14 protein-coding genes are annotated in these 14,348 nt (G+C 61.8%); 3 read left to right on the forward strand and 11 right to left on the reverse strand.

Annotated elements, in window-relative coordinates:
• Positions 1–1,350: a hypothetical protein gene (locus AC0L3E_RS25515; protein WP_473605878.1), complete on the forward strand. Its 1,350-nt coding sequence runs from the start codon at positions 1–3 to the stop codon at positions 1,348–1,350.
• A 993-nt stretch (positions 1,351–2,343) separates the two neighbouring features.
• Here AC0L3E_RS25515 and AC0L3E_RS25520 read toward each other — a convergent pair.
• The gene (locus AC0L3E_RS25520; RefSeq protein WP_164762717.1) at positions 2,344–2,499 is read right to left on the reverse strand and encodes a hypothetical protein; all 156 of its coding nucleotides are present in this window, start codon (positions 2,497–2,499) and stop codon (positions 2,344–2,346) included.
• Positions 2,500–2,580: 81 nt separating this feature from the next.
• Between AC0L3E_RS25520 and AC0L3E_RS25525 the strand changes: the two genes are divergently transcribed.
• The gene (locus tag AC0L3E_RS25525; protein ID WP_127330549.1) at positions 2,581–2,796 is read left to right on the forward strand and encodes a hypothetical protein; all 216 of its coding nucleotides are present in this window, start codon (positions 2,581–2,583) and stop codon (positions 2,794–2,796) included.
• On the forward strand, positions 2,793–3,050 hold the full coding sequence (locus AC0L3E_RS25530; protein WP_473605880.1) for a hypothetical protein: 258 nt from the start codon (positions 2,793–2,795) through the stop codon (positions 3,048–3,050). The genes AC0L3E_RS25525 and AC0L3E_RS25530 overlap by 4 nt, the downstream gene beginning before the upstream one ends.
• Positions 3,051–3,363: 313 nt before the next feature.
• On the opposite strand, the gene AC0L3E_RS25535 is transcribed toward AC0L3E_RS25530, so the two are convergent.
• Genes AC0L3E_RS25535 through AC0L3E_RS25580 form a run of 10 tightly spaced genes read right to left on the reverse strand, consistent with a single transcriptional unit; the run spans position 3,364 to position 14,284 of the window.
• Complete coding sequence (locus AC0L3E_RS25535; protein ID WP_112619573.1) at positions 3,364–4,290, reverse strand: LysR family transcriptional regulator; 927 nt, start codon at positions 4,288–4,290, stop codon at positions 3,364–3,366.
• A gap of 58 nt (positions 4,291–4,348) precedes the next feature.
• Entirely contained in the window at positions 4,349–5,263 is a 915-nt protein-coding gene (locus AC0L3E_RS25540) for an SMP-30/gluconolactonase/LRE family protein (RefSeq protein ID WP_127330553.1), read from the reverse strand.
• Between the two features lie 12 nt (positions 5,264–5,275).
• A complete protein-coding gene (locus AC0L3E_RS25545; RefSeq protein ID WP_473605881.1) occupies positions 5,276–6,778 on the reverse strand; it encodes an aldehyde dehydrogenase family protein in 1,503 nt (500 codons plus the stop codon).
• Positions 6,779–6,802: 24 nt separating this feature from the next.
• Positions 6,803–8,302 carry an aldehyde dehydrogenase gene (locus AC0L3E_RS25550; protein ID WP_473605883.1) on the reverse strand — a complete coding sequence of 500 codons (1,500 nt, stop codon included), beginning with the start codon at positions 8,300–8,302 and terminating at the stop codon, positions 6,803–6,805.
• Complete coding sequence (locus AC0L3E_RS25555) at positions 8,299–8,676, reverse strand: carboxymuconolactone decarboxylase family protein (protein ID WP_109661499.1); 378 nt, start codon at positions 8,674–8,676, stop codon at positions 8,299–8,301. The genes AC0L3E_RS25550 and AC0L3E_RS25555 overlap by 4 nt, the downstream gene beginning before the upstream one ends.
• Before the next feature lie 29 nt (positions 8,677–8,705).
• The gene (locus AC0L3E_RS25560) at positions 8,706–9,113 is read right to left on the reverse strand and encodes a hypothetical protein (protein ID WP_127330559.1); all 408 of its coding nucleotides are present in this window, start codon (positions 9,111–9,113) and stop codon (positions 8,706–8,708) included.
• A gap of 1 nt (position 9,114) precedes the next feature.
• A complete protein-coding gene (locus AC0L3E_RS25565) occupies positions 9,115–10,788 on the reverse strand; it encodes a GMC family oxidoreductase (protein ID WP_127330561.1) in 1,674 nt (557 codons plus the stop codon).
• 36 nt (positions 10,789–10,824) lie between these two features.
• Positions 10,825–11,793 carry an ABC transporter permease gene (locus AC0L3E_RS25570; protein ID WP_127330563.1) on the reverse strand — a complete coding sequence of 323 codons (969 nt, stop codon included), beginning with the start codon at positions 11,791–11,793 and terminating at the stop codon, positions 10,825–10,827.
• A gap of 2 nt (positions 11,794–11,795) precedes the next feature.
• Entirely contained in the window at positions 11,796–12,746 is a 951-nt protein-coding gene (locus tag AC0L3E_RS25575; protein ID WP_127330565.1) for an ABC transporter permease, read from the reverse strand.
• Positions 12,743–14,284 (reverse strand): sugar ABC transporter ATP-binding protein, encoded by a 1,542-nt coding sequence (locus AC0L3E_RS25580; protein WP_473605885.1) that lies wholly within the window; start codon positions 14,282–14,284, stop codon positions 12,743–12,745. The genes AC0L3E_RS25575 and AC0L3E_RS25580 overlap by 4 nt, the downstream gene beginning before the upstream one ends.
• Positions 14,285–14,348: the final 64 nt, after the last annotated feature.

A 14,348-nucleotide genomic window follows, 5' to 3' on the forward strand; every position in this document is an offset into this window, starting at 1 on the left:
ATGACCCTTGCCGTCGCCATCACGGATCCACTTGCCCGCCAGCGCAAGCGCGAACCGATCGTCTTTTCCGTCGCCGCGAACCTACGCAAGCCCCTCTGGTGGGCGCGCGACGAGGCCGGCAAGCGGGTGCTTTACCAGCGCCTGACGCGGGACACCAGGGCAGGCGAAATGCGTTTCATCGCGACCGTGAGTTTCAGCGGCCAGTTGCGGCTAGCGCTGGAAGAACCATGCAAGCCTAATTCAGCCAACATTCCCGGCATCAAGGTCCTAAAAGGCAAGGAGGCTGATTGCTTCGTCCGCCTCGACACCGGCGCATTCGATCTCGAGCTCTGCTCCGGCAGCGCGCAGGGCCTGGGCTCCTCCAAGTGGGGTATCCGCCACTTCCGTTCTTTGGTAGACGATTTCGAGTTGCTGCCCTCCGGCAACAATGCCATCGGCGGTTTCTACGGGCCTTTCTTCACGCCCGAGAACGGACTAATCAACCCTCCCGAGCACACGACCGTCGAGATCGAGACGCTGGAACGCGGCCCAGTTCTCCATCATTACCGCATGCACGGCACGATCCCGGACGGGCTGCTCGACGAACTCAAGGGCAAGCGCTTCTCGATCGACTGGATCTTCACCCACGGGACGCCTTTCTTCCAGCGCCGCTACCAGGTCGATCCCTTCCAGACCGTCATCAATGGCTGCTCGGTCACCAACAAGATCACCGTCGGCGACGAGTTCGAGGGCGGCAGGGGCAAGCTGGTCTTCGACCGCTTCGCCGCCTATGGCGGGACGCGCTACCGCGCGGGGGACCCTTATGCCGGCGAGCTCGTGGCCATGGTGGCCGACACGGTGGCCGATTCGACCAACCAGAGCCGGAAATTTGAGGAATTCCGTTCCAGCCTCAGCGACATCGAATCCGCCCATTGGGATCTCTACTGGCGCCTGTTCTGCAAGTGGGAGGGCGTACTCGGCGAAGACGAGCTGCGTGAACGGTTGGCCCGCGTGCGCGCGGCATGCCATGTGAAGGCCGACCTCACGGATCGCCAGTGGGTGCTGACGGATCGGCCGGTCGACGTGTCGGCGGTCGAGCACGAAACGATATCCCGGCCCGGCCGACAAGACGGTGGAATTCGACACGACTACCGGCCGCGCCATGGTCTGGTGGACGTCGCAGCCATCCGGCGCCTTCCAGATCGTCCAACGGCGCCAGTCCGGCTGGGTGAACTGGGGCAGCAATGGGAGAATGAATGCCCCGAACTGCCTGTCGGTGTTCAAATCAAGACCGCATACGGCCATTTCGCTGATCGGTGGCAATCGGTAGCTGATCAGCTGGAGACGCCCCTGACCGTCAGTGTCCGGTAGATCGGAGCCTAAGCATGACTCCTACTATTCCGGACATAAAATCCGCTTTCGAGCGCGATACGATTCGCCTTCGGCTTGAAGATATCCAGCCGCTTCACCTGTTCACCGAAAGCGCCAGGGAAACTCCCAAATACCAATAGGTCAGCTCGTCCGTCGAGATCGGACTTGTGGAACTGCCCGTGATCGCAAGGGACAAAGACACGCCGGGAAAGTACCTGCTGGTCGACGGCCACATGCGTATCGAGATCTTGCGCGAGATAGGCGCCCCTGAGGTTGATTGTTTGGTCCAACGATGACGAGGCATTCACCTACAACAAACGGGTGAGCCGGCCTGCGGCGACACCACGATTAACAAGTCGCATGCGGATTTCTGCGCGATGGCTAAAAAGATGGGTGGCTGAAATCAGGTCATGTGGCTCGGTAACGACAGGCCCACGGCGTCGCTCCGCCAGCCAGCCGGTAGTTGCCACCGCTTTACCGGTGTTCTCGTAGTGATTGGCCCGTCCTTTGGGTCCGGGCCTTTTCTGCAGCTACTTTGCAGCTACGCGGCGAGATCGGTCCGCGACTTGGCAAGGAGGGCGGGCTTTTCCATGTGACGAAGCGATCGGGTGCCGATTTGGACTCTTATCGCAAAGATGGCTGCAGTTCAGGCGTCCCCCTAGTGATGGATAGGGCAGCCTGATCAATTCACGCCCTTGGGGAACGCCGCAGTGCGACATAGGCGGCACCGTGCCGCCAAGCGACAGAGTTGCTCGAAATTGGGGGCTAGCAGACCTATTGCGCTCTCTGTTTCTTGGCATATGCGGCAATGGCGCACAGCAAAGCCAACGCGGCAGCGTCGCATGCCATCGCACATGCGGGCGAGATAGCAGCGGGGAATTCCGATCTCAGTCAGCTCGCGCGTTCGGACTTCACCCCTTTTTCGCGGGCGAATGACACAGCGCGATGTCGGAGGGATGGCTTAGGCCCGCAGGCCAAGGTCAACGAGCCGCGTCAGGTCGTCGCTGAAGTCGGGGTAATGTCTGAGCGGCTGAAAATCGACAGGTTCGTTGCGTTCAGCCTGCATTGCCGGCGCAGCTGTAGAGCAGCAGCTACCTGATCGGCGAGGCCCTGCAGATGATCGGCGAGGATGCCGAGCGGGTCCGTCATGCTTCCCCCCTCCCCGGAATCGGAACCAAAGCGATAAATGACGGTTTGCTAATGGAGGGATGGCAATCAGGACGCCGAGGAATGGTTGAACTTTTGAATTTGGAAATGGCGGTCGCCAGACAACGCGCGAAGAGAGCCGAACTCTCCCTCAATCAGGCGAAGACGATGCTCGACGGCAAGCACGGGCTTGCGATCAGCCTTGCACTGTGCAGCCGCATAAGAGCCGGGCAGGCCCGAGCGCAAGCAGCCCGCCGGCGGCTGCTGAAGATCACACCCATTGAGGAGTCTAGACCATGATATTGTTCGAACCACTGGACTCGGACGGTCACAAGCGAAGCGTGCTTTACCACGCAGCGCGGTTGTCGATGCTCCATGATCGAACGCTGATGCGATTCGACAAGGTTGACGAAGCGGCCGACAAGGTTGAGCGTGCGGCCGCCGTGCTGGTTGATGTTACCCAGGGCTCTGCCGTCGACGCTTTTCAGGACGCGGTTTTCAGGAATTCGTCGGCGTTCCTTCGCCTCGAAGCGGGTCAGACACTCGGGCTCTGAGTCCCTCGATCGCCGAGGAAGCGGAAGCGATTCCAACCCCGTTCGCCGAGCATCGCTTAAGCCTGCTTGACCCGGCGCGCGTCACGATGGCAGCGGAACGAAAGTCGTTGAACAAGGTTTACCCAACGAAGGGCGTTTTTCCTTTTAAGGGATTCGAAATAAAAACCTCATCTTGGGCGCATTGGCCCTTTGTTTGGCCGCGCCTACGGTCGCTTCGGCGGATGAATTTATCGATCGAATCGACGAACAATGATAACCGAACGTCGCCGCCGAGGCTTCTATCTGCACCAGGCAAGTCCGAGCCCATCGGTTTTCAAGATGGCGTCAATGGTTTCCAGATGTGGGTGGAAATGATGTCTCGCAGTTCCGTGCGTACCGCGCGGAAGAGTGGGCGAAAGTTCGAGGACATTGGTCGCTGCGAGGAGGTCGCGAGGATCAGCTGTCGGGTAATCGGCGGGTCGAATGGCCAGACCTCGATGCGGCCAGCCTCGACAAGGAGATGCACGGAAGCATAGGGCAGAACCGTATAGCCAGTACCTTCCTCGACCAGCAGCAAGGTTGAAGGCATCGCCTCCAGCTCCATCTCGACACGCGGATAGATGCCATGCTCCGCCAGGGTATTATCAATGAGCCGCCGCAGCCCGTGCGGGCGGCTGGGCAGTATCATCGGCAGCTCAGCGAAGATGTTGAGGCCGACTGGCCCGCGCGGCAACACGCGCTCGGACAAGACCGGTCCGATCAGAAACAGTTCGTCATCGGCGAGCGGTTCGGTCAGCACGGAAGGATGGTTCGGCGAATTGTAGAGCACCGCGGCATCGATGCGACCGGCGATCAGCCATTCCAGGATATGGCCGCTGAAGCCTTCGATGACTTGCAGCGCGACATTGGGAAACTCGTTCTTGATCTTCTTGACCAGCGGCACCGTGAGCACGGTGCCGACCGAAGGCGGCACGGCCAGCACCAACCTTCCCTTCGGCGAGGATTTGAGGTTCGAGACGGCATTTTGCGCCAGCCGCATCCGCTCGACGATCTCGTCGGCATGAGCCTTCAAAAGCACGCCCGCCTCGGTCAGCACGACACCGCGGCCGTTGCGATAAAACAGCTCAACGCCGAGCTCCTCCTCAAGTCCGCGAATATGGCGCGTGACCATAGGCTGGGTGACATTGAGGTCGAGAGCGGCCTTTGAGAAGCTGCCAGCCGCACCGACGGCGATGAATACCTGTAGCTGCTTCGTGTCCAACTCTCACCCCAACCGTCCGCTGCTGCAGAGCCTCCGGGCTGACCCATCGGCGTCCGTGTCACATGCCGAACGGGTACTTCTGGCCTCGGACATTCAAGAACACGGCATAGACAGACGTTGTCGCCGTGATGAACAGCCGATTGTTGCGCGGCCCACCAAAGGCCAGGTTCGCAACCATTTCCGGCACCTGAATTTTCCCGATGAGTTCACCTTCGGGCGTATGGCATTGTACGCCATCCCATGCGCTGATCCAGAGATTACCCGCGATATCAACGCGAAAGCCATCTGGAATGCCGGGCGATATGTTTGCGAAGACGCGGGAATTTACCAATCTGTCGCCGTCGACGTCAAACTGCCTGACGTGATGTGGAGCGCTGCGGTCGGTGAGGAAGCCGGAGTCCGAAATATAAAGGTGCTTCTCGTCAGGCGAGAAGGCGAGCCCGTTCGGCATGGAGAAATCATCGGCAACGACTGTGATCATCCCCGACTGCGGATCGATCCTGTAAACGCGGCAGCCAGCCTGCTCCTGTAGGCCCTTGCGCCCGACATAGTCTGAAATGATCCCATAATTAGGATCGGTGAACCAGATGCTGCCGTCGGATTTCACGACCACATCGTTCGGCGAGTTCAAAGGCTTGCCATCGAAAGAGGCGGCCAGCACGGTGATCGAGCCGTCCCATTCGGTACGCACGACGCGGCGCTCCCCCTGCATGCATGTGATCAGCCTTCCGTTGCGATCGCGTGTGCTGCCGTTCGGGTTGCAGACATGGCTTCGGAACAGCGAAACCGCCCCCGTGTCCTCGTCCCATCGCAGCATGCGGTCGTTGGGGATATCGCTCCAGATCAGGGAGCGAAGATCGGCGAAATAGACCGGTCCCTCCGCCCAGCGATTTCCCGAATGGATGGTTTCGAGGAATGCGACCGGATCGATCAGGTCGCCGAACCGCGCGTCGATCATTTCGTAGCAGGACATCGGCCACCTCGCCTATGGCAGCCGGATCGCGACGGTCTTGGTCTCGGTGTAGAGTTGGAGCGCCTGCTCGCCGAGTTCGCGCCCCCAGCCCGATTGTTTGAACCCGCCGAAGGGCATGGTGACGTCATTGAAGTTGTGGCAGTTCACCCAGACCGTGCCGGATTTAATCTTTGCGGCCAGCCGATGCGCGGTGCCCAGATTGTTGGTCCAGATCGATGCGGCAAGGCCATACTCGGTGTCGTTGGCATCCTTGGCGAGTTTGTCCAGGTCCTCGTCGTCGAAAGGCATCGCACAGGCCACCGGTCCGAATATCTCTTCGCGGATCACCGACATGTCCGGCCGCGTCCGGGAAATGACCGTCGGCTTGACGAAATAGCCGACGTCACCCGCACGCCCGCCGCCCGTGACGATCTCGGCGCCGTCACTCCTGCCTTCCGAGATCAGTCGGGTGATGCGTTCCATCTGCTGCTGAGAGACGACGGGGCCAAGCTCCGTCGCAGGGTCAAGCCCGGCGCCGAGCTTCAGCTTTTCGGCGCGCGCCGCGATCCCGGACATGACCTTGTCGTAGATCTTCTTGTGAACGAAGAAACGCGTTCCCGCCCCGCAGCTCTGCCCGGCATTGAAGAATGCCGCGCTCGAGGCGCCGGCCACCGCCATGTCGATATCGGCGTCGCCCAGCACGATGGTCGGCGCCTTGCCACCAAGCTCAAGGCTGACCTTCTTGAGATTGCCGGTCGCGGCGCGAGCGATCAGCCGACCGACTTCGGTGGAACCGGTGAAAGCCACCTTGTCGATATCGGGATGGGCCGCCATCGCCGCGCCAACCGTTTCGCCAAAGCCGGTCAGGATATTGACCACACCTTCCGGAAAGCCGGCTTCCTGAACCAGCTTGCCAAAGTAGAGCCCTCCGAGCGGCGTCTGCTCGGCCGGCTTGAGCACGATGGTGCAGCCGGCCGCCAGTGCCGGCGCCACCTTCCAGGCGAGCATGCTGAGCGGGAAGTTCCACGGGATGATCTGGCCGACGACGCCGACCGGCTCGCGGCGGGTGTAGGCATGCCAGTCGCCCGGTGCGTTGACCGTCATCGTCTCGCCATTGATCTTGGTGGCCCACCCCGCATAGTAGCGGAGCGTCTCGGCCGTGAACGGCACCTCGCCATTGCGGGAATCGCCGATCGGTTTGCCGCTCTCATAGGAATTGAGCGTCGCCAGCATATCGACATTGGCATCGATCAGATCTGCGAGTTTCCAGATCAGCCTGGCGCGCTCGGCCGGCACCATTTTCGACCATGGACCGTCGATCGCCGTTCGCGCGGCCCTGACCGCCAGATCGACATCGGCGCCATCACCGGCCGGCACCTGCGCGATGACCCGGCCATTCGAGGGGTCGATGACGTCCAGCGACCCTCCGGAGGCCGCCGGCAGCCATGCGCTGCCGATCAGCATCGCGTGCTTGCCGCCGACGAACGCCGCCACCTTGGGATCGAGTGGTGGCACGGCATCGAAACGTATGGTCATGATTTCCTCCGAAGGACCCTTCGATCAGCGCTGGACGAACGGCGCGGGAATGGAATTCCCGGCATCGATCCAGATGCTTTTTTCCTGAAGATATTCGTAGATGGCGGTCTGGCCGTTCTCCCGGCCGATGCCCGACTGCTTGTAGCCGCCGAAAGGCGAGAGATAGCTGGTGGCGCGGTACATGTTGACCCAGACGCTGCCGGCCTCGAGCCGCTCGGGCAAGCGGATTGCGCGGCCGAGATCCTGCGTCCACATCCCGGCCGCAAGCCCGTAGATGGTGTCGTTGGCGATGGCCACCGCCTCATCCTCATCCTCGAAGGGAATCACCGACAGCACCGGTCCGAAGACCTCTTCCTGGGAGATGCGCATGGACTGCTTCACGTTGCCGAAGATCGTCGGCTCCACGAACCAGCCATCGGCAATCGATTTGTCCTCGGGTATCTTGCCGCCGAGCAATTGCGCAGCGCCCTCACCGTTGGCGATGCTGATGTAGTCGAGCACTTTCGCGCGCTGGGGCAAGGTGGTGATCGGACCTACCTGGGTCTCGGGATCGAGCGGATCGCCAATCCTCGCGGTCTTTGCGAAGGCGACCAGCTTTTCCGTCACCTGGTCGTAGACGGAGCGCTGCACAAGCGCGCGAGAGCCTGCAATGCAGGTCTGCCCCGTCGCGGCAAAGATTCCGGAAACGAGGCCGGGAATGGCTGCCTCCATCTTGGCGTCGGCGAAAACGATGTTGGCGGATTTACCGCCGAGTTCGAGCGTGACCTTCTTGAGGCCGCCGGCGGCAGCCTGATAGACGCGGCGGCCGGTTGCATCACCACCGGTGAATGCCACTTTCGCGACATCTGGATGGGTGACGAGGCGGTCGCCGATTTCATGGCCGAAGCCGGTGACGATGTTGACGACGCCCTTGGGAAAGCCCGCTTTCTCGAAAAGCCGGCCGAAGAACAACGCCGAGACCGACGAGAATTCCGACGGCTTCCAGACGATCGTGTTGCCGGCCGCGAGCGCTGGAGCAAGCTTCCATGTCGCCAGCATCAAGGGTGAGTTCCACGGTGTGATCGCGGCCACAACACCGAGCGGCTCGCGGCGCGTGTAGTTGAACACGCCCGGCTTATCGATCGGGATGACCCGTCCTTCGATCTTGTCTGCGAGCCCGCCAAAGAAGCGGAACCATTGCGGGATGTATTTGCACTGCATCCGCATTTCATTGATCAGCTTGCCGTTGTCGCGGGTTTCGAGAACGGCCAGGTTTTCGGCCTCCTCCGCCACGAGGTCGGCAAAGCGCGTCATGATCTGCCCACGCGCGCTTGGGATCATCGTCCGCCACTCGCCGCGAAACGCGGCCGCTGCTGCCTGCACGGCCGCATCGACATCGGCTACGCCAGCGCGCGGAACAAGCGCCCAGGCCTTGCCGGTGAAGGGATCGAAGGATTCGAAAAAATCGCCCGACTGCGCGGCGGCCGCGCGGCCGCCGATCAGCATCGAGAGCTTTTCCGTGGCCAGCGGCGGACGGGTTGTCATGCTCCGACTTCCTGCATGGCTTCGCGCGCCACCCGGAAGGAATCGACGCCTGCGGGCACGCCGGCATAGATCACGACCTGTAGAAGGACTTCGCGGATCTCGTCTTTGGTCACGCCGTTGGTCAGCGCGCCCTTCACATGCATCTTCAGTTCGTGCGGACGATTGAGCGCGGAAAGCATGGCGAGGTTCAGCATGCTGCGGGTCTTCTTGTCGAGCGTGTCACGGCCCCAGACAGCGCCCCAGCAATATTCCGTCACGAGTTCCTGCAGCGGACGATTGAAATCGTCGGCGCTGGCGAAGGATTTCTCGACGAATTCGGCGCCCAGAACCGATTTGCGGATTTCAAAACCCTTGTCGAACACGTCTTTGCCCATTGGATGGTCCTTTCCAGTTGCTTGGGAGATCAAAGGCCGGGTGTCGGCCGATATTTGCGGCCCCGCGCGATGACGTGGCCGAGCGAGCCGTTGGTCAGGTAGATCTGCGTCGCCTTGGAATCGTAGGGGACGTTCTCCTGGCCGGGATAGCCGATCAGTTCGCGCACGCGCGGGCTCATGTAGTAGGTGGCAATGGCAATCGTGGTGATCGCCGAGAAGGCTTCGCCATCCTCCTTGTTGAGGCTTTCCAGACGAGCCTCGGCGCCGTTGGCCGGACCGACCGCGATGCCGCGCGCAAAGCCCGGCTTCAGATCAACACGAAAATCCAGCGACTTCTCGACATCGGCGTAGCGGCAGACGTCGCTGAACTTCGGCATCTTGCCATGCGCGGGGATCAGGAAGTCTGCGAGCGCGAAGAAGGTGTTTTCGTTCGACATGTCAGGCCACCTTCTGGTTGCGGCGCTCGGCGATCATGCGGCGCGTGTTGCGCAGCGCGACGGCCATGATGGTCGCCGTCGGGTTGGTAGCGCCCGAGGTCGGGAAGGTCGACGCATCCATGACATAGAGGTTCGGCACGTCGTGGCAGGCGCCCCATTGATCGACGACCGAGCGCTTCGGGTCGTCGCCCATGACGGTGGTGCCTATGAGATGCCAACCGGATTCACGCACCGGCGTCGAAACCAGCGTCTCGATGGCGCCGGCGGCGCGCACCGATTCCAGGCAGCGGTCGATGTTGAACTTCAGCAGCCGGTTGGAATTCTCGTTGACCTTGTAGACGATCTGCGGCGCCGGCAGCCCATCGGAATCCACCAGATCCTTCGACAGCACCACCTGGTTGCTCTCCTCCGGAAGATCCTCGCCGACAATGCCCCAGATCAGCGAGTGGCCGAAGCGGCGCGCTACATTTTCATGCAGGTTGGCGCCCCAGAAATCCTGGAACCGGCCGCTTTCGGCGACATAGACCTTGGACCCGGTCGCGCCGGATACACCGACCGGTCCGCCCGACGGCATGCAGTTCCATTTCGAGCCGCGTACAAAGCCGCGGCTTTCGTCGGTCTCGTAGAATTCCAGCGAATAGACCTGCTGGCCGAAGGGACCGCGCCAGGAATCCAGCGGATCCTGGTAAGAGGCCAGTACGCTTGCAAAGGGATGCATCATCAGCCGCTTGCCGACCATGCCCGACGAGTTGGCAAGGCCGTCCGGTTTCCCGGCTCCTCCCGACATCAGCAGCAGCCGTGGCGTGCCGACGCCATTGGCGCACAGGATGACCACCTTGGCGCGCTGGCGCCGGTCGCGACCGTTTGCATCGACATAGACGACACCGGTCGCCAGCCCCTGGTCGTTGGTCTCGATTTCTTTCACGCGTGCACGGGTGACGAGCCGCGCGCCGGCCTTCAGGGCCAGTGGCCAATGCGACCGGTCGGTCGTCGATTTCGCGCCCTCCGGACAGCCCGTAAGACAGGTTCCGCGACGCACACAGGGATTGAGTTCGCCGAACTTCTCCGACGGGATGGCGTTGCTGCCGGGCCACCAGTGCCAGCCCATCTTCTCCATACCCAGCGCACCGCGCTGGCCGACGGAGCCCATGGGGAGCGCCGGAAAGGGATAGGCGCCGCGCGGCGGGTAGGCCGGATCGCCGGCTAGACCGGAAACGCCCACTTCGCGTTCGATCTCGAGCTGGTAGGGCAACAGGTCTTCGTAGGTGAACGGCCAGTCCTCGGCCACGCCATCCATCGAGCGCACGCGGAAGTCGGACGGCAGGAAATGCATCCATTGCGCGCCGTAGAGGGTCGCGCTGCCACCGACGCCGGCAAACATCAACGGGTTGATATCCGTCGTCGACGTGTCGACGGGATAGTCGTTGGGATTGTCGCGGACGTTGGGATTGGGATGCCAGAGCTTGGTGCTGACAAGCTCGTGTTCCGGACGCGCGCCGGTATAGGCGGCATAGTCCGGCCATTCGCCCTGCTCGAGCACGACGACGGAAATGCCGGCGCGCGCCAGATGAAGTGCGGCGACCGAGCCGGATGGGCCGGCCCCGACGATCACGACATCCACTTCCTCGTCGCGCCTTGCCCGTGCATTGCGATCCGCCAGAACTTCAACGGTCATTTTCTTCCTCCCTTGGGGTCCAATGGCAGCATCGGGTCAGGCGAGCCGCGTCCGGTAAAACGCCGCCGCGCCGATGATGATGACACCCTTGATGATGAGCTGCATCTCGATCGGAAATCCGAGCAGCAGCACGAGATTGTTGATCACCACCAGAACGGCCACGCCAAGCAGCGCCGCAAAGATGTTGCCGCGCCCACCGGTAAGCGCGACCCCGCCCATCACGGCGGCAACGATGGAGTCCAGTTCGTAGCCTTGGCCAACCCAGTTCGAAACGGTGCCGACATAACCGAGCAGGAACAGTCCGCCTATTCCCGCGCAGACCGAGCAGATGACGTAGCAGAGGATGACCACGCGATCGGGCGCGACGCCGTTGAGGAACGCGGCCTTCGGATTGCTTCCGACCATGAAAATCTCACGGCCGAGGCGTGACCGGTGCAGCACGATGCCGAACGCAATTGCCAGAAATGCCAGGGTGATCAGATTGACGGGCACGCCAAAAATCCGTCCGGAGGCCAGAAAGCCCATGCCCGGCGGCAAGGTGCTGATCGGCGCGCCGCCAGTATAGGCGAAACGAATGCCTTGCAGGATGATCATCATCGCCAGCGTTGCGAGAAACGGGCTGACATTGCGTTTGGCGACGAGCCAGCCGTTCACCAGACCCACCGCGGCCGACAGGGCGATCGCGGCGATGAAGATCATCGGAATCGCCTCATTGGTCGTGGCTTTGAAAGCGGTCGCCAGCACGGCCACCGTTGCCATCAGCGAGGCCACGGAGAGGTCCAATCCGCGCACCAGGATGACAAAGGTCTGGCCGACGACGACCATGCCAAGCGGTGCCGCGATCGTCAGCACATTGACCAGGTTGGCCGGCCGCAGAAAGGTTGGTGAAGCGAGAGCCGCAACGGTCATCAGCACGGCCAGGAAGATCATCAGCCCGTAGCGCTCGAAGACTGAGGCCAGGGACATGCCTTGCGATCGCGGCATCGGGGTATCAAGAGGCGCCATCACTATCTCCGCCTTGTGGTGTGGATGCCGACCGCGATGATGATGATGAGACCTTGGATGACCCACTGATAGTAGGACGAGACATTGACGAAGTTCAGCAGGCTGTTGAGCATGGTGACGAGCAGCACGCCGAGGAAAGTACCGAGCACGCCGCCTCTGCCGCCGGCCAGAATGGTGCCTCCGACCACGACTGGCGTGACCGACTGCAGCGTCAGCGCGGCGCCGATGCGCGGGTCGCCAACGCCGGTGCGGGCGGTCAGGAAAATCGCCGCTATGCCGGCGCACAGGCCCGACAGCGCGTAGGCAAGCACCACGATACGATCGACCGGCAACCCATTCAGCCGCGCCGCTTCCCGATCGCCGCCGACGAAGTAGATGCTGCGGCCCGTGCGCGTGCGCTGCAGCCAAAGCCCGGCGAGCGCGAAAATCACCACGAGCACGATGGCGCTGAACGGAATACCGCCGACCTTTGCATAGGCAATATCCGCGAAGGCGCGCGGTACGGAGCCGCCGGGCTCCTTGCGGTACATCAGCGTTGCGCCAAAGATGATCGAGGACATGCCGAGCGTGACGATCAGGGGATGGACGCGCAGCACGACCGTCAGCAATCCGTTGAGCGCGCCGACAGCGGTCGCGGCGAGCAATGCCAGCGGCAGTGCAAGCCAGACCAGATCCGGACGCCATTCGAGGAAGTTCGCCAGAAAGACGGTGAGCGCACCGACCAGCGAACCGATCGCCAGATCAATGCCGCCCATCAGCACGACGAACGTCTGACCCAGGCTGACCATGCCCAGCACGATGAGCTGCTGGAACAGATTGCCGATGTTGCGCCAGGTCAGAAACCGATCGGACAACAAGCCGCCGACGACAGCAAGCAGCACCAGCAGCACTGCCACGATCAGATAGGAAAGCAACAGCCGGTTGCGGCGAAGATCCACCGTGATCGCGCTCATCCGACCGGCTCCGCTCGCTGATCCGTTTCCGCCTCGCGGTGCCCGACAGATCGCACGGCGAGATCCATGATCGCCTCCTCGCCGAGTGCATCGCCTTTGATTTCGCCGACGACATGGCCTTGCGCCATGACGAAGACCCTGTCGGAGAGACCGACGATTTCGGGCAGTTCTGAACTGATCATCAGCACACCGACGCCAGAATCCGCCAGCCGTCGCACGATGCGGTAAATCTCCACCTTGGCCCCGATATCAACCCCGCGCGTCGGTTCGTCGAGGATAAGCAGCCTGCTGGCGATCCGCGACCAGCGGCTGAACAGCACCTTCTGCTGGTTTCCCCCAGAGAGATTGCCGATCTTCACGTCAGGCGACGGCGTCGCTACCGAAAAATCCTGGATCTGCTGCATCGCCACAGCACGTTCCTGCTTCCTGTCGATCAGGCCATGTTTCGTTATGCCGTCGAGGTCGGGCGCCACGATATTGGCGGAAATCGGCAGACCGAGAAACAGGCCGTCGTCCTTGCGGCTCTCGGTTAGGAAACCGAGCCCATGCCTTATCGAACCCTTCGGAAGCATTGTCTCAAATGGCTTGCCATCAAATTCGATCACCCCGCTCTCGACGGCTCGCGTGCCGAAGATAGCCTCGGCAACCTCTGTGCGCCCCGAACCGACCATGCCGGCCACGCCGACGATTTCGCCAACCTTGACGTTGAGGCTGACGTCGCGGACGCGCGGACCGGCCTTGAGATTGCGAACTGTGAGCACATCCGGACCGCCCGCCGGTGCCATACGCCGCGGCGGATAGATCTGGCTGAGCCGGCGGCCAACCATTCGAGTGATCATCTCTTCACGCGTGAGCGCGCTTACCGAGCTGGTGCCGACGAGTTGGCCGTCCTTGAGTATGGTCACCGTGTCGGCGATTTCGAATATCTCCTCAAGCCTGTGGGAGACGTAGACGATGCCGACGCCTTCGTTGCGCAGCCTGCGCATGTTCTCGAACAAAAGATCGACCTCGCGGCCAGCGATGACCGCTGTCGGTTCGTCCAGGATGAGAAGCCGCACCCTGCCGACCAGGGCTTTCGCGATCTCGACCATTTGCTGATCGGCAAGCGGCAATTCGTCAATCCTGGCGTGGGTTGGAATATCTACGCCGAGTTGTGCGAGTATTTCAGCGGCGCGGACGTGGCGGGCGCGGTTCGAAATGAGACCAAACCTGCCGCGGGGCTGCGTATCGACCAGAATGTTCTCGGCGACCGAAAGTTCGGGAAAAAGCGCAAGCTCTTGATGGATCGCGTGGATGCCGGCAGCGCGTGCTTCCTTCGGCGACTGCCAGGAAACCGGCTTGCCGAGATAGGTCATGGTCCCGGAATTCGGTTTGGTCACGCCGCCCATAACGCGGATCAGCGTCGACTTGCCTGCGCCATTTTCGCCGAGAAGGGCGTGAATTTCGCCTGGCTGCACGGCGAAATCGACCTTGTCCAGGGGTTTGACTCCAGGATAGTCCTTCTCGATCTGGCTGAGCTCAATAACAGACGCTGACATATCCGGTGCTCGAACTGTTCAATGCACGTCCGGTGCGCGTCCAGGATGGGCGCGCACCGGCTCG

The organism is Mesorhizobium sp. WSM4822 (assembly GCF_055811155.1).